At 42.2% G+C, this 14,961-nt stretch carries 12 protein-coding genes and 3 pseudogenes; 12 read left to right on the top strand and 3 right to left on the bottom strand.

What is annotated here, in order from left to right; all coding sequences use genetic code 11:
* The first annotated feature begins 44 nt into the window (after positions 1-44).
* Positions 45-1,037 (top strand): hypothetical protein, encoded by a 993-nt coding sequence (locus tag J5O05_RS03135; RefSeq protein ID WP_208843552.1) that lies wholly within the window; start codon positions 45-47, stop codon positions 1,035-1,037.
* A 20-nt stretch (positions 1,038-1,057) separates the two neighbouring features.
* Here J5O05_RS03135 and J5O05_RS03130 read toward each other — a convergent pair whose 3' ends face one another.
* Positions 1,058-1,339 carry a conjugal transfer protein TraR gene (locus J5O05_RS03130; RefSeq protein WP_244369755.1) on the bottom strand — a complete coding sequence of 94 codons (282 nt, stop codon included), beginning with the start codon at positions 1,337-1,339 and terminating at the stop codon, positions 1,058-1,060.
* Between the two features lie 140 nt (positions 1,340-1,479).
* Positions 1,480-2,436: a tRNA-dihydrouridine synthase gene (locus J5O05_RS03125; protein ID WP_208843551.1), complete on the bottom strand. Its 957-nt coding sequence runs from the start codon at positions 2,434-2,436 to the stop codon at positions 1,480-1,482.
* 137 nt (positions 2,437-2,573) lie between these two features.
* On the opposite strand from J5O05_RS03125, the gene J5O05_RS03120 reads away from it, so the two are divergent.
* The 9 genes and pseudogenes from J5O05_RS03120 (at position 2,574) to adk (ending at position 11,966) form a co-directional block, all read left to right on the top strand.
* Positions 2,574-3,098 carry an HvfA family oxazolone/thioamide-modified RiPP metallophore gene (locus J5O05_RS03120; RefSeq protein WP_208843550.1) on the top strand — a complete coding sequence of 175 codons (525 nt, stop codon included), beginning with the start codon at positions 2,574-2,576 and terminating at the stop codon, positions 3,096-3,098.
* 121 nt (positions 3,099-3,219) lie between these two features.
* Positions 3,220-4,072 (top strand): annotated as a pseudogene (locus J5O05_RS03115) (HvfB family MNIO-type RiPP peptide maturase).
* Between the two features lie 21 nt (positions 4,073-4,093).
* A pseudogene (locus tag J5O05_RS22985) lies at positions 4,094-4,816 on the top strand (HvfC family RiPP maturation protein); the annotation flags it as partial.
* Between the two features lie 344 nt (positions 4,817-5,160).
* Positions 5,161-5,706, top strand: coding sequence for an adenine phosphoribosyltransferase (apt, locus tag J5O05_RS03105; RefSeq protein ID WP_208843549.1), 546 nt, complete (start codon positions 5,161-5,163; stop codon positions 5,704-5,706).
* Between the two features lies 1 nt (position 5,707).
* On the top strand, positions 5,708-7,954 hold the full coding sequence (dnaX, locus tag J5O05_RS03100) for a DNA polymerase III subunit gamma/tau (RefSeq protein WP_208843548.1): 2,247 nt from the start codon (positions 5,708-5,710) through the stop codon (positions 7,952-7,954).
* A 60-nt stretch (positions 7,955-8,014) separates the two neighbouring features.
* Positions 8,015-8,341 carry a YbaB/EbfC family nucleoid-associated protein gene (locus J5O05_RS03095; protein WP_208843547.1) on the top strand — a complete coding sequence of 109 codons (327 nt, stop codon included), beginning with the start codon at positions 8,015-8,017 and terminating at the stop codon, positions 8,339-8,341.
* 180 nt (positions 8,342-8,521) lie between these two features.
* Complete coding sequence (gene recR / locus J5O05_RS03090; protein WP_208843546.1) at positions 8,522-9,121, top strand: recombination mediator RecR; 600 nt, start codon at positions 8,522-8,524, stop codon at positions 9,119-9,121.
* A 141-nt stretch (positions 9,122-9,262) separates the two neighbouring features.
* Positions 9,263-11,176 carry a molecular chaperone HtpG gene (gene htpG / locus J5O05_RS03085; RefSeq protein ID WP_208843545.1) on the top strand — a complete coding sequence of 638 codons (1,914 nt, stop codon included), beginning with the start codon at positions 9,263-9,265 and terminating at the stop codon, positions 11,174-11,176.
* Between the two features lie 145 nt (positions 11,177-11,321).
* Positions 11,322-11,966 (top strand): adenylate kinase, encoded by a 645-nt coding sequence (gene adk / locus J5O05_RS03080; RefSeq protein ID WP_208843544.1) that lies wholly within the window; start codon positions 11,322-11,324, stop codon positions 11,964-11,966.
* A gap of 122 nt (positions 11,967-12,088) precedes the next feature.
* Here adk and tpx read toward each other — a convergent pair whose 3' ends face one another.
* Positions 12,089-12,673, bottom strand: a complete 585-nt coding sequence (gene tpx / locus J5O05_RS03075; RefSeq protein ID WP_208843543.1) for a thiol peroxidase — start codon at positions 12,671-12,673, stop codon at positions 12,089-12,091.
* Between the two features lie 198 nt (positions 12,674-12,871).
* Between tpx and J5O05_RS03070 the strand changes: the two are divergent.
* Both J5O05_RS03070 and J5O05_RS03065 read left to right on the top strand, forming a co-directional pair.
* Positions 12,872-13,877: pseudogene (locus J5O05_RS03070) on the top strand (response regulator).
* Between the two features lie 4 nt (positions 13,878-13,881).
* Complete coding sequence (locus J5O05_RS03065; protein ID WP_208843542.1) at positions 13,882-14,862, top strand: sensor domain-containing diguanylate cyclase; 981 nt, start codon at positions 13,882-13,884, stop codon at positions 14,860-14,862.
* Positions 14,863-14,961 lie beyond the last annotated feature (99 nt).

The following is a 14,961-nucleotide window of genomic DNA, read 5'->3' as shown; positions in this document are numbered from 1 at the left end:
GGTCAGAAAAAAGCCCCGAAAGGGGCTTTTTTGTTAGGATTTACATGAAAAGATTGAGTTTATTTACTGCAGTTTGTTTCGGTTTGTTCTTAACAGCTTGCACACAAGAGCAAGTAGTTATATCTAAAGATGATTTAAGGAAAGAGTTTGTTTCATTAAATCAGGCACTACGCAGTCTAGACACGTCAGAACCATCGCTTGCTGAAATTCCATTTGGCGAAAACTATTTGAAGTCTCGTCACCAATTATTAAAGCGTGGAATGGCGCAAATGGAAGATTCAGAGCTTAATTACCTTATGATCTCTGAGCGATTTCCCGAACGTTACCTACCTTGGCCAATCCAAAGTGACTTAGATAGCGTTGTTGTATCCTGGCCTGAGTCAAAACAGAATGAATGGTTTACGTTTGTATTGGCGAGACTTAAAAATGCACAAGAAAGTAAAATCCGCTTGTCGTCATTAGAACAGCGTTACCTTGTTCAGTTTTTATCGAAATGGTCCTTAGCGAGTGTGGAAAAAGTAGAGCTCTTGAATTACCTCAATGACTATAAACCGCGTACTCGCCTTGGTATGGACCAGCTCCCAAACGGCAGTGAATGGTATCAAAGTAAACTGAACTACTTTGGCGGAAGTGTTGAAAAGCCATTGAATTGGATGCAACTTTTAACTATTAAACTCGGCGAGTCTGACGAGGTGAAAGCGATTGCTCTCGACTATCAAAATATTAAAACATCGCTTACAGAACAATTTTTAGCATTGCGATGCAAACCACAGGATGGAGTTGATTGGCAATACCACTACGTTCATCTCGTTAATACTGCGACTAATTGCAGTTTCGAAATGACGAAAGTTGAGCGTCAATATTGGCTTACGCTCATGTTACTCGATGTCGGCATGCATTATCAGGGGTGGACAACCCAATTGGCGGAACAATATTTACGTTCAAGAATTGATGGTGATGATGAAATTATTGAGGCGATTTTACAGCACGTATCTGTGTATCCCGCGAGTGTTTTTGTATTTTGGGGTAGTTTATAAAGAAGAACAAAAAAGCCAGCTTAGCTGGCTTTTTTGGTGCTACAGCTCATACATCGTTGGCTCGCTGCATCGTGCTCTAATAATGATTGATCAATAGCTTGCTCACAGTCACAACAATAACCAAATTGCCCGATGTCTATTTGGCAAAGTGCGGCTTCAAGTTGCACCAATCGGTTGTAACGTGGAAGATGTTCAGGACTTAACTGATTCGCAGCTAAGTCGAGCCACTCCGTCGGGGATGCGTTTTCAAGTGAATGAACAAGCGTGGACATAAATTCGTTTTCTGAATTTTTGAGACTCATTCAAAAACGCGTTACGCAAGGAGTCTAACTCCAGCTCCAGCTTGCGTTTAAATATTAAAGTCTGATTATCTTTCATGTTAGCTCTCCTGTGAGCTTTCATTATGAAAGATCTTTATTCCCTCGCTATGATTTGAATCAACTCATTGTCTACTTAGTTGAGATTCCAACGCTTCGATTACCTCATCTTTTCGGTGCATTAGACGTATCTGAGTAAAGAGTTCAGAGGCTTCAGGATATTGTCGCTTTAAATACACCAACCATTGTTTTATTCGAGATGAAAAATAGTGTGGGGTGTGATGCGGTAATAATTCTCTCGATGACTCAAGAATGAGGTGCAATACGTCTGCCCAAACAATTGGTTGATACGGTTGATTATTTAGCGTAGCTTTAATCTCTGCAGCAAGGTCTGGTCGAGCAAGTGCTCCGCGACCTATCATGATATCTTCGCAGCTACTTCGCGCTTGACAGGCGAATGCATCTTCCACGGTCCATATCTCGCCATTTGCAATGACAGGCATAGAAAGATTGGTTTTCAGAGGCGGGATCTTTTCCCAATACGCTGGAGGACTGTAACCGTCGCGTTTAGTCCTTGCATGGATCACAAGAGAAGAAGCGCCTGCTTTTTGCACGGCATCGACAATCGCTTGGCTATTGCTGTCATCATCGTAACCCAAGCGTATCTTTGCACTGACTTCATGCTCCGATGGAACATTGTCACGAACCGCTTTCACAATTTCGTATATTTGGTCTGGTTCTTTAAGTAAAACCGCGCCGCCTTTATTCTTGTTTACTGTTTTTGCAGGACAGCCAAAATTCAAATCAACGCCATGTGAGCCTAATAACACTGCTTTTCGCGCATTCGCCGCAAGTACTGAGGGATTCTGCCCCAATAATTGTATTCTAACTGGTGTTCCTGAAGAGGTGTATCCACCGTCAGCGAGTTCGGGGCAATTGCTCAAAAATTTTTTTCTGGGGAATGTAATATCAACTACGCGCAAAAATTCTGTCACGCATAAGTCATATCCACCTAGTTTTGTGAGTAATTTTCTCATTTGGAAGTCGACCACGCCTTCCATCGGTGCTAGTGTTATTTTCATTGCCGCTAAGGAAAATTCAAAGGGTGCGTAGTTTAACCGACCAAAGAATTTATTAGTTAGCAATTTTTTTTGAAAGTAGTTTTAAAGTCCCAAGGTCTATTAAACGAATCGTTATTACATTGACAGAGAGAGTCACTATGAACAGCTTAAAGAAAAATTCTATCGCATTAACACTTGGCGCAGTAGTTATAGGTACAGCGGGCTTAACAAGCCTAGAAGCACAAGCGAATCCATTTTCTATGGAGATGCTTACCGCAGGATATCAACTAGATGCTGGTGAAGGTAAATGTGGTGAGGGTAAGTGCGGAGAAAATAAAGGCGAACACAAAGGTGATGAGCAGGGCAAGCATAAAGGCGAAGAGAAAGGAAAGAAAGAAGGCAAATGTGGCGAAGGCAAATGCGGTGGCGACAAAGCTAAAAAAGAAGGCAAATGTGGCGAAGGCAAATGCGGTGGTGACAAAGCTAAAAAAGAAGGCAAATGTGGCGAAGGCAAGTGCGGTGGCGACAAAGCTAAAAAAGAAGGTAAATGTGGCGAAGGCAAATGCGGTGGCGACAAAGTAAAAAAAGAAGGCAAATGTGGTGAAGGTAAGTGCGGCGGTGACAAAGCTAAAACTAAAAAAGAAGGCAAATGCGGCGAAGGTAAATGCGGCGGTAGTCACTAGTTTTTAATGAAGACATTTTGTTTCATCATTAAAGTTCTTGCGGCGCGACTAAAAGCGCCGCAATGCGTTTTAATGAAGTTCCACATTTTAAAATAGGTAAATCAGGGGGTTGGGGGGAACTATGACAACAGGTTTTGGTCAAGTTGGATTGGGTTTTAGACGCGATATGCTTGATGAACTCGACGGCGGTGTACCTGATGAAATTGACTTCTTTGAGATAGCACCAGAAAACTGGATGACGCTGGGTGGGCGGTTTTCAAAACAACTTGCTGAATTTACCAGTCACAAGCCATTTCTTTGTCACGGGCTGTCGCTCAGTATTGGAAGCTATGACCCGCTCGATATGACTTTTTTGAAAAAGCTTAAAACGTTTTTAAAAGACTACAATATCCGTCTTTACAGTGAGCATCTTAGTTATTGTTCTGCTGACGGGCATATGTACGATTTAATGCCTATTCCTTTTACGGAAGACGCTATTAAACATACGGTTGCTCGTATAAAACGAGTACAAGATGTATTGGAGCAGCCTCTTGTTTTGGAGAATGTATCCTATTACTGCGCCCCCGGCCAGACACTGACTGAACAAGAATTCACGCTTGCGATTCTTGAGGAGTCAGGCTGCCAACTCCTTTTGGATGTCAATAATATCTACGTTAATTCCGTAAACCACAAATATGATGCGGAAGCTTTTTTAAAAGCGATGCCGACGGGAAAAAATCGTCTATGGACACATTGCAGGGCATTACGTCGAGGCGGAAGATTTGATAGTAGACACGCATGGGAGTGCTGTGGCTAGCCCCGTTTGGGCATTGCTTGAGAAAGCTTACGAGATACATGGTGTTTTCCCAACGCTGCTAGAGCGAGATTTTAATATTCCGCAAATGGGTGAGTTAATTACTGAACTAAAAGATATTAAACGAATTCAACGTGCCACGGCTCGACAACCAAGCGGGGTGAAGACCAATGCACTTTAACGAGATCCAAAAAAATTTGCGCAAGCGATAAGAAAACCGGAAACAAGTAAACAGCTTTTTCCTCAGATTGAGCAGCGAAGACTTAAAGTTTACCAAGAATTGTTCTTCAATAATGTTGCCGGCTTTGTATCGTCTGGATTTCCGGTATTAAAAAGTCTCTATCAGGATGAAGTGTGGGATGCGTTGGTACGGAAATTTTTTACCGAGCATCAATGCCATACACCATACTTTTTGGAGATTGCGGAAGAATTTTTGACTTACTTATCGACGGCTTATGAACTGAATGAACACGACCCTGTTTTTATGCTTGAGTTGGCTCATTATGAATGGATGGAATTGGTACTTTCAATTCGCCAAGAGGACCGGACAGAGAAAACGATAGTCCAAGAACAATTGCACGAAGAGAATCTTTATGTATCGTCTAAAGCGGCAGTTGTGAGTTACGCCTATCCGGTTCACCAGATCTCAACCTCATTCCAACCTGATGTGGTTGATGGTGAGCGACATTATTTCGTTGTTTTTAGAAATACAAACGATGACGTTCAGTTTGTAGAAATTAATGCGCTCACAGCAATGTTGCTTGAAGCCATTCGTATGCAGGAAGGAATTAAGTTCGAATCTTTGCTTGGTATTTTGTGTCAAAACTTGCCTCAACTCACTCAAGAGCAACTAAGTGTTGGTGCTCAGCAAATTTTAGGAAACTTTATCCAGCTAGGTATTGTTGTGTCAAAAAATGCACAATAAAAAACTTTGATCTAGATCATGTTTGCATTATTATACGCGCCACAATTCGTCGTGCTTATTTTTAAAAGGTAGTATCTACTATGGCAAACAATGGTGATTTCAAAGATCCGTTCAACGCAAAATACTTTTTAGGTTTCCTAGCGGTGTTTGCAGTTGTTGGTTGCTTAAATGCAATTTTAGGCTGAGGCTCACGTACTAGCTGCATAATAGTAGGCTGCGATGCAGCCTTTTTTGTGTCTAAAATGTAATCATTCTCACCATTTAATTTTCTAATTGCGTTTTAACTTCGTCCTTTCTTGTTATAATCTCTGTCTTTGAAAAATTAATTAAATGGTTAAACCATTATGACAGATTCAACAATGTCGTTGATTAAAGACAGTATTGCGACGGTTCCAGATTATCCAAAAGCGGGCATTATGTTCCGTGACGTTACTTCTTTATTGGCAAATCCAGCGGCCTTTCAAGCAACGATTGAAGCGTTTATCAATGCCTATAAAGATAAAGGTTTCACGAAGGTTATTGGTACGGAGTCGCGTGGTTTTATTTTCGGCGCGCCCCTTGCTTACGAACTAGGCTTACCTTTTATTCCAGTGCGTAAACCAGGTAAATTACCACGAGAAACGATTAGTCAGTCGTATCAACTTGAGTACGGTCAAGACACGCTTGAATTGCACACAGATGCGATTGTTGCGGGTGATAAAGTGCTACTTGTTGACGATTTATTAGCAACCGGCGGGACGATTGAAGCGACCGCGAAATTGGTTGAGCGTCTAGGTGGTCATGCAACTGATGCTGCATTTGTCGTTTCATTACCTGAACTTGGTGGCGAAAAACGCGTAGCGGATTTGGGCATCAAAGTATTAAAACTTGTAGAATTCGAAGGCGAATAATATGAGTTATCAAGTCCTAGCACGCAAATGGCGTCCACAAAACTTTCATGAGCTAGTGGGGCAAGAGCATGTTAAGCAGGCATTAGTTAATGCGTTGAATGATCAGCGTTTGCATCATGCCTATTTGTTTACTGGGACTCGAGGTGTAGGGAAAACGACAATTGCGCGTATTTTTTCAAAAAGCCTCAATTGTGAAGTTGGTATTACTTCTACACCGTGTGGTAAGTGCAGTGCTTGCCAAGACATTGAAGCCGGTCGATTTATTGATTTAATTGAAATCGATGCGGCTTCCAGAACAAAAGTTGAGGATACCCGAGAGATCCTCGACAACGTGCAGTACGCACCAACGCGTGGGCGGTATAAAGTTTATCTAATTGATGAAGTGCACATGCTGTCAAAGCACAGCTTCAACGCATTACTTAAAACATTAGAAGAGCCGCCGACACACGTTAAATTTTTATTGGCGACAACCGATCCTCAAAAACTCCCCGTCACCATTTTATCTCGTTGTTTGCAGTTCAATTTATCCGCTTTATCAAAAGGGGAAATAACGGCACAACTCACTTCCATCCTAAATGCTGAGGGTTTGAAATATGAACCTCAAGCTTTGGATGTGTTAGCGAAGGCAGCAGATGGAAGTATGCGTGATGCCCTCAGTCTAACCGATCAAGCGATTGCGCAAACCAACGGTAACTTAGAGTTACTTGCTGTCCAATCGATGCTTGGTTTGATGGATTCAGCCTATGCGGCAGGCTTACTAAGTGCTGTGCTTGTTCAAGATGGTGCAGCGTTAATGGCCGAAATTGAACGAGTGGGGACGCGTGCTCCAAGTTATAAAGCATTGGTAGATGACATGCTAGCCCTGACTCATGCTATACAACTTGCGCAGCTGGTTCCAGAATCAGTGAATGTCGCTGAGTATGACAAAGAAGAGATAATGTCATTCGCCTCGAATACGACTGCAATTCAAATTCAATCGATTTATCAGTTACTTCTGAATGGCAAAAAAGATTTGCAATGGGCTCCCGAACCGAAGTTAGGGTTTGAGATGCTCATGTTGAGAGTACTCGCATTTGAACAGTCTGGGATTGGGCGAGGGCAAAATACACACATGCCACAGGCAACCTCGACCAGTGTCGGTGAGTCTAAAGCAAGTGCACTTCGAGCAATTTTAGGCCGTAATAAAGCTAATGCAGCTCAGCAACCTCAATCAAAATCGGCTCCATCAATGGCCGCAAATTTAAACGAGACAGAATCCAAAGCGATTGAAAAAAATGCGGAAGCACAAGCTGAAGGCCTTCCGATTAATCAGACTATGACTCCAAATCAGAGCCAAGCAGAAACAGTTGGCGAAAGTTTGACAACGGATTTGAGCTGTGCTGAAAGCTTGGACGCAGATGATGAAGGCGTGATGTCTTATCAACAACAAGAACAATACGAAAGTTTAATGGCTCAAGCAAGTGAGCAAGGATTCACCGCAGACAACACGCCCATAGAGGTTCAATCTTCAGTGGCTCAGGCGTCAGCGAGTCCTTCAATGGCGGAGACGTTACAGCAAAAATCTCAGCAAACGCAGTCTGCGATAGCGAGGATTCTGCAGAACAGACAAATACAAGGTGCGGAAAAATTAAAGCCAGAGGCAACACCAACAAAAAAGTCTGAAACGGTTGGTGAGCCAACCGATACAACGGCTCAAGCCAAAGTTAAGAAAGTCGATTTCAGAGAACGACATCGAGTCGATGAAAGTAAGCTTGCTCCTGAGCTGCTCGTGCAGTTAAGTGGCGAAAAAGCGCCGCAACTTGAAGAGCAAGAGCAAGTAATCCCTGTACCAGAGAATTTTGAGAGTCCAATTAGTGATATTCGATTCGCCCATCAACAAGACCGTTGGGCAGAGTTAATCGAGCTGATGGGGTTGGGTGGTCGTTCTCGTCAATTTGCATTGCACTCTATTTTCAATCAGCAAGGAAACCGAATTGAGTTGCAGGTGGATAGCACACAACAACATCTTGATGGCACAATGCTACGTACAAGGTTGGCTGATAATTTGTCACGCGTGTTGAATACGAACATTGAACTCGAGGTGAGTTTTGCTCCGGGTATTATGGAGTCACCTTATTTGATCCAACAAAAGATTGATGCAGGTCGCCTCGCACAAGCGGTAGAAGTGATAGCAAACGATCAAAACATCGTCACGTTCACACAAGAATTTGGCGCGGTCGTCGATGAGAATAGTATTCGGGCATTGTAATTGGTTACAATAGTCCCTATCTTTTAAAAATATTTCTAATTTAGTCGTAGAGAGCAAATTATGTTTAAAGGTGGAATGGGCAATATCATGAAGCAAGCGCAAATGATGCAAGATCGTTTGCAAAAAGCCCAAGAAGAAATTAAAACGCTTGAAGTTACAGGCGAAGCTGGCGCAGGCCTTGTTAAGGTTACGATGCTGGGTAGCCACAACGTACGTCGTGTAGAAATCGATGAGAGTCTACTTGAAGACGACAAAGAGATGATTGAAGATTTGCTAGCCGCAGCGGTAAATGACGCAGTTCGCCGTGTAGCAGACGAATCGCAAAAGCGTATGGAAGCGGTGACTGGTGGTATGGCAATGCCGCCAGGCTTCAAAATGCCGTTCTAATATAGAATCCTTTAAAAATAGCGCCTGCAGGCGCTATTTTTTTGTCTATGCTACAAGAAAGTAAATCTACGCGGTATGTGTCATATCAAGCATAACGGAGGCAGACTCAATGTGAGTAATGTACTCAACGTTTAGGTTATGATATTTTGCCGAACAGAGTTCTTAGAGACGTTTGAAATTATGCAGTTATCACCGAGTTTATCTCAATTAATCGAAGCACTACGTTGTTTACCGGGAATTGGCCCGAAATCGGCTCAACGCATTGCGTTTCATCTGTTAGAGCGTGATCGCGATGGTGGTACGCAGTTAGGTAAAGCGTTGACCAAAGCAATGAGCCAAATCGGTCACTGTGAGACGTGTCGTACTTTTAGTGAAGTCTCCGTGTGCGATATTTGTCTCAGCGTTAAACGTCAAGACAGCCGCACATTGTGCGTTGTTGAATCACCCACTGATGTGCTCGCAATTGAGCAAACGGGGCAATATCAAGGACTATATTTTGTGCTGATGGGGCATTTGTCGCCATTGGATGGAATTGGACCTCGTGAAATCGGTCTAGATCTACTTGAACGACGATTAAGTGAAGGGAATCTAGATGAAGTGATTCTTGCAACAAATCCCACAGTCGAAGGGGAAACAACTGCACACTTTATTGCTGAACTTTGTCATAAGTACCATGTTTCTCCAACTCGTATAGCGCATGGCATGCCTGTCGGTGGGGAATTAGATCTCGTTGACGGTCAAACATTAATGCATGCCTTTTCTGGGCGTCGCTCTATCTAATTTTTGGTACGTTGAATTGAGTCGGATAACTACAGGTTGTCCGACCAATGGCAGTATTTACAAAAAAATCCTTGAAGATTCGTTTTTACACCCCATATACAGTGCATATTCGCAGACAATGCTTTTGTAATGGAGAAAACGATGACTGCAGCAGAAAAGCAAACATTAGGCTTTCAAACAGAAGTCAAACAACTATTAAACCTAATGATCCACTCTTTGTATTCAAACAAAGAGATTTTCTTACGTGAATTAGTTTCAAACTCGTCAGATGCCGCTGACAAACTTCGCTTCCTTGCGTTATCTAACACTGAATTGTATGACGGTGATGCTAACTTACGTGTACGTATTAGCACGGATAAAGATGCAAAGACGCTTACAATTTCAGATAACGGTATTGGTATGAACCGTGAAGATGTGATCAGTGCCTTAGGCACAATTGCAAAATCAGGTACAGCCGAGTTTTTCAAAAACCTAACAGGTGACCAAGCTAAAGATTCAAAATTGATTGGTCAATTTGGTGTCGGATTTTACTCCGCGTTTATTGTGGCAGATAAAGTAACAGTTCGCACCCGTAAAGCGGGTGAAGCTCAAGGCGTTGAGTGGGAATCGCACGGCGAAGGTGAATTTACGATTGCCGACATTGAAAAAGCGGATAGAGGCACAGAAATAACTCTTCATCTGCGCGATGATGAAAATGAGTTCTTAGATGAATATCGTTTACGTGGCATTGTCACTAAATATTCTGATCACATTTCAATTCCGGTTGAAATGTTCAAGCCAGAAGTACCAGCATCAGAAGGTGAAGATGGCGAGAAAATTGAAGGCACTCCTGCTGAATGGGAAGCCATCAATAAAGCGACAGCACTGTGGACACGCGACAAATCTGATATTTCAGAGGAAGAATACAAAGAATTCTATAAACATGTAGGGCATGATTGGGAAGAGCCACTGACATGGGCACACAACAAGGTCGAAGGGAAGACTGAATACACAAGCTTACTTTATGTTCCGAAGCGTGCGCCATTTGATATGTGGAATCGTGAACGTCGTTCAGGTCTTAAGCTGTATGTTCAACGCGTCTTTATAATGGATGACGCAGAGCAGTTTATGCCAAGCTATTTACGTTTCGTGAAAGGTCTTTTGGATTCTAACGATTTGCCACTTAACGTTTCGCGTGAAATTCTTCAAGATAACAAAATTACACAAGCGATTAGAAAGGGCTGTACAAGCCGTGTGTTAAAAATGCTTGATCGTCTTGGTAAAAATGACGTTGAAAACTATCAAACATTCTGGAATGAATTTGGCCAAGTACTAAAAGAAGGACCGGCAGAAGATTCAGCGCACAAAGAAGATATTGCTAAATTGCTACGTTTTGCGTCTACACATAGCGATGAGAAAACGCAAAATGTATCGCTTGAGCAGTACATCGAACGTATGAAAGAAGGTCAAGATAAGATCTATTATGTGGTTGCAGATAGCTTTGAAGCTGCTAAAAATTCACCTCATCTCGAGATTTTCCGTAAGAAAGGCATAGAAGTTTTATTGATGTCAGACCGCGTTGATGAATGGATGATGAGCTATCTCACCGAGTTCTCAGAGAAGCAATTCCAATCAGTTACGCGTGGAGACTTAGATTTAGGTAATCTTGACGACGAAGAAACGAAAAAAGCGCAAGAAGAGACTGAGAAAGAAGTATCAGGCCTAGTTGAGCGTATGAAAACAGTTTTAGGTGAGAAAGTGAAAGAAGTTCGCTTTACGCATCGTTTAACTGATTCTCCAGCCTGTGTTGTGACGGATGATCATGACATGAGTTCGCAAATGCAGAAACTTATGGCTTCGATAGGACAAGAAGTACCAGATAGTAAACCTATCTTTGAAATCAATCCAGAACACCAATTGGTGAAACATCTGAATGAATTGCAAGATGAAGACAAATTCGCTCAATGGTCCGAAGTTTTATTAGATCAAGCGTTGCTTGCAGAAAGAGGCAGTTTGAAAGATCCTGCGGGCTTTGTGGCTCGTTTAAATAAATTGATGCTCGAATTAAGTAAGTAATCTTCTCCAGAGGGGCTTCGGCCCCTTTCTTTTTGCCTATTTTTTAGCTGTCTGCTTATCAATTAGTATAAGTTGCTTGAGTATCGCGCATAGCTATGAAAAAATTCAGTCGTTAATGATAATCCGAGACACGAGGAACAGAAATATGCGCATCATTCTTTTAGGCGCTCCAGGTGCAGGTAAAGGCACGCAAGCTCAATTCTTAATGGACAAGTATGGCATTCCACAAATTTCTACTGGTGATATGCTACGTGCGGCGATCAAAGAAGGTACGCCACTTGGTCTTGAAGCGAAAAAAGTAATGGATGCAGGGCAGTTAGTGTCTGACGAAATTATTATTGGTCTTGTGAAAGAGCGTATCGCTAAAGCAGATTGTGAGAAAGGCTTCCTTTTAGATGGTTTCCCACGCACAATCCCTCAAGCAGATGCAATGAAAGACAATGGCATTCAAATTGATCACGTGATTGAATTTGATGTTGCTGATGAAATTATTGTTGAGCGTATGGCCGGTCGTCGAGTTCATCCAGGTTCTGGCCGTGTATATCATGTGGTTTACAATCCACCAAAGGAAGAAGGTAAAGACGACGTAACAGGCGAAGAACTTGTTATTCGTGCCGATGATGTAGAAGAAACGGTACGTAAGCGCCTAGGTATATACCACGACCAAACGAAACCTTTGGTGGATTACTACCGAGCAGAAGCTGATGCAGGCAATACTCAATATCATAAACTTGATGGTACTCAAGCAGTTGATGCGGTTAGTGCACAACTAGCAGGTTTACTTGGTTAAGCATCAAAAATAAAAAAACCGCCACTTGGCGGTTTTTTTATATGTCTAAAAAGTGGTCAGTCGATTTGCTGGAGATTGCTCTCTCAAATCTCTCACTAGAAATTGGAAGATGTTGCACCGTGTTAATTGAGCGCTTTTAATGCGGTAACGGCTGCTTCATAATTTGGTTCGCTAGATAGTTTGGGAACAAGCTCTTTGTAAACGACCTTATGGGTTTCATCCAGAATGAACACCGCACGACTTAAAAGTCCCATATCTTTTATAATCAAACCATAATTCTCACCAAAATTGTGCCATACTGAATCTGAAAGTGTCTGGATTTTGTCGATATTTTCAGTTTTGCAAAATCGTTTCTGCGCGAATGGTAAATCCGCGCTGATTGTGAGCATAGCGACATTAGGAAATTGCTCCGCGACCTTTTCGTTAAAGTGTTTTGTTTGAATACTGCAAACACCAGTATCCAAACTGGGTACGATGCTTAGCAAAACAGGCTGGTTTTTAAATTTATCTAGCGTAACGGGTGTAAAAGAGCTATCAACAACCTTAAAGTTTGGTGCTTCTTGGCCGATACTTACTCCTGTGCCTAACAACGTCACTGGTTTGTTTTGCGCTAAAACCTTACCTTGGTCTATTTTGTTTTCTGGAATTTCAAAGCTAAATGCTTGCCCAGCACACAACAAAAGAGGTAAAACGAGTAATCTCAGCATAAAGTATTCCTTTTGGAGTTATCTTAATCGTTTGTAGTGTATTATACTGACAACGACAGACCAAGATTTGCGACTAAATTAAAATTGTAAATACCTTTTACATTGATTAACATGTGTCGCAAAAATGAGCTTAATTAAATAATTATAAAAATGTAACACGCGCAAGTTCAGAGCGTAGTGCTGGTTTAGAGAGCGTCTATGACAACATCCGTACTAATTTGTGATGACTCGAAGTTGGCTCGCCGTCAGTTGGCGCGCTCGTTGCCTGAGGATTGGGAAACGAGAATCGAGTTTGCTGAGAATGGACTTGATTGCATTACAAAAATTAAAGCGCTTAATCCAGAAATCCTCTTTCTGGATTTAAATATGCCACAAATGGACGGGTATGAAGTACTCGAAGCCATCAATGAACAAGGTCTCGAGGTACTCACTGTCGTCGTATCTGGTGACATACAACCTAATGCACATGAGCGTGTGCGTACGCTTGGTGCAATAGACTTCATCAAAAAACCCTGCGATGCGAAAAAACTTTCCGAGATTATTGAGCATCACGGCATAAAAGACCGAGCCTCGTCGCAAGAATATCGTTCATAAATTAGGTGAACAACTCGATTCTGAGCTACGTGATATTTACCAAGAAATTACAAACGTTGCGATGGGACAGGCGGGCGATTTACTCGCGCGTCTTCTAAATGTCTTTGTAAAGTTACCAATCCCGAATGTAAATGTGCTTGAAGTCAGTGAACTACATATGGCACTGCAGTCCATCGACTCGAATGTGAGTACCTCTGGTGTATGCCAGGGCTTCATTGGTGGAGGCGTGTCGGGCGAGGCTTTACTTATCATCAATGATTCAAGCTTTAAAGAAATTGCTTCACTCATGAATTATACCGGTGAGTTGAATGACAAAGTTGAATTAGAACTGTTAATGGATGTCAGCAACATTCTCATTGGGGCGATTTTGACCGGTTTATCTCGGCAATTGGATATGCCTTTTAGCCAAGGTCATCCTGTGGTACTAGGACAACATGGCGACGTGGCAGAGCTGGTAAAAGCAAATAAAGATCGCTGGCAGAGAACGCTTGCCATTGAAATAAGTTATGGTATCGAACATCACAATATAAATTGTGATTTGATGTTATTGTTTACAGAAGACTCGCTTAAGACCCTGAAATACAAAGTGGCCTATTTACTAGAAGATTAAAACTATGCCTTCAGCCGATTTTGATATGAATGAGATCCACTGGTTAATGGATATGTTTAATACCGTTGACGTAGGGCTTGTGGTACTAGACAGGGAGTATCGAGTCTGTGTTTGGAATGGTTTCATGGAAAACCATTCTGGGTTACTTCCAAGCGCAGTCAAAGACAAAGACATTTTTGATCTCTTTCCGAGCATTGATGAGAAATGGTTTCGTGGTAAAACCGAATCAGTATTCGTCTTGAAAAATCGCTCTTTTACGATTTGGGAGCAGCAACCTTACATTTTCCGCTTTAAGAATTATCGACCTATTACCGGTAAAGCGGAGCATATGTTCCAGAACTCAACCATCATACCGCTCACGACGACCACTGGTGAAGTAGGGCATGTTTGCATCATCATTTACGATGTAACGGATGAGGCAATGAACAAAATTGAACTTGAAGTGGCTAATAAACAGCTAGAACAGCTAAGTCGTACTGACAGCCTAACCAAATTATCCAATAGGGGGTTTTGGGAAGAGAACTTACGTAAAGAGTTCAAACGGTTGAAGCGCAATCAGGGCTGTAGTGCGTTGTTAATGTTTGATATTGACCACTTCAAGCGCATCAATGACGAACATGGTCATAGTGGCGGCGACATGGCGATACGTCATGTAGCAGACTTACTACGAAAAACACTTCGAGAAACAGATACCGCTGGTCGGTATGGTGGTGAAGAGTTTGCAGTGACCTTAATTGATACGGATACAGAAGGCGCCACAATATTTGCCGAGCGGCTTAGAACGCTGATTGAAAAATCGGTCATTTTCTACGATGAAGAAAAAATAAGCATTACCGTCAGTGTCGGGATCGCCTGTTTTGATGACTCGTTTGAAAAACATGAGCAATGGATAGAAGCTACGGATATTGCGCTTTATTACTCTAAAGAACATGGTCGAAACTGCGTCACAAGTTACACGCCAGAGCTTAAAAAGGCAGCGAAGTAATAGCTAGGTCTAGTGAGAGTTTATGAGCTTGACGCCAGAAATTACACACGAGCAGTAGCTTAGTGAGGTCTTTTAAGAGAACAGTAATTAATAACAGAT

The organism is Pseudoalteromonas xiamenensis, assembly GCF_017638925.1.
In the GTDB taxonomy this organism is placed as follows: Bacteria; Pseudomonadota; Gammaproteobacteria; order Enterobacterales; family Alteromonadaceae; genus Pseudoalteromonas; species Pseudoalteromonas xiamenensis.
The sequence above is the reverse complement of the archived record's forward strand: the minus strand, read 5'-3'. Positions and strand labels throughout refer to the sequence as shown.

Bases quoted from the DNA above. Each gene is read 5' to 3' on its own strand.
- htpG (WP_208843545.1), top strand. From the start codon at position 9,263: ATGACTGCAGCAGAAAAGCAAACATTAGGCTTTCAAACAGAAGTCAAA.
- apt (WP_208843549.1), top strand. From the start codon at position 5,161: ATGACAGATTCAACAATGTCGTTGATTAAAGACAGTATTGCGACGGTT.
- J5O05_RS03065 (WP_208843542.1), top strand. From the start codon at position 13,882: ATGCCTTCAGCCGATTTTGATATGAATGAGATCCACTGGTTAATGGAT.
- J5O05_RS03130 (WP_244369755.1), bottom strand. From the start codon at position 1,339: ATGAGTCTCAAAAATTCAGAAAACGAATTTATGTCCACGCTTGTTCAT.
- J5O05_RS03095 (WP_208843547.1), top strand. From the start codon at position 8,015: ATGTTTAAAGGTGGAATGGGCAATATCATGAAGCAAGCGCAAATGATG.
- tpx (WP_208843543.1), bottom strand. From the start codon at position 12,673: ATGCTGAGATTACTCGTTTTACCTCTTTTGTTGTGTGCTGGGCAAGCA.
- recR (WP_208843546.1), top strand. From the start codon at position 8,522: ATGCAGTTATCACCGAGTTTATCTCAATTAATCGAAGCACTACGTTGT.
- J5O05_RS03120 (WP_208843550.1), top strand. From the start codon at position 2,574: ATGAACAGCTTAAAGAAAAATTCTATCGCATTAACACTTGGCGCAGTA.
- J5O05_RS03135 (WP_208843552.1), top strand. From the start codon at position 45: ATGAAAAGATTGAGTTTATTTACTGCAGTTTGTTTCGGTTTGTTCTTA.
- J5O05_RS03125 (WP_208843551.1), bottom strand. From the start codon at position 2,436: ATGAAAATAACACTAGCACCGATGGAAGGCGTGGTCGACTTCCAAATG.
- dnaX (WP_208843548.1), top strand. From the start codon at position 5,708: ATGAGTTATCAAGTCCTAGCACGCAAATGGCGTCCACAAAACTTTCAT.
- adk (WP_208843544.1), top strand. From the start codon at position 11,322: ATGCGCATCATTCTTTTAGGCGCTCCAGGTGCAGGTAAAGGCACGCAA.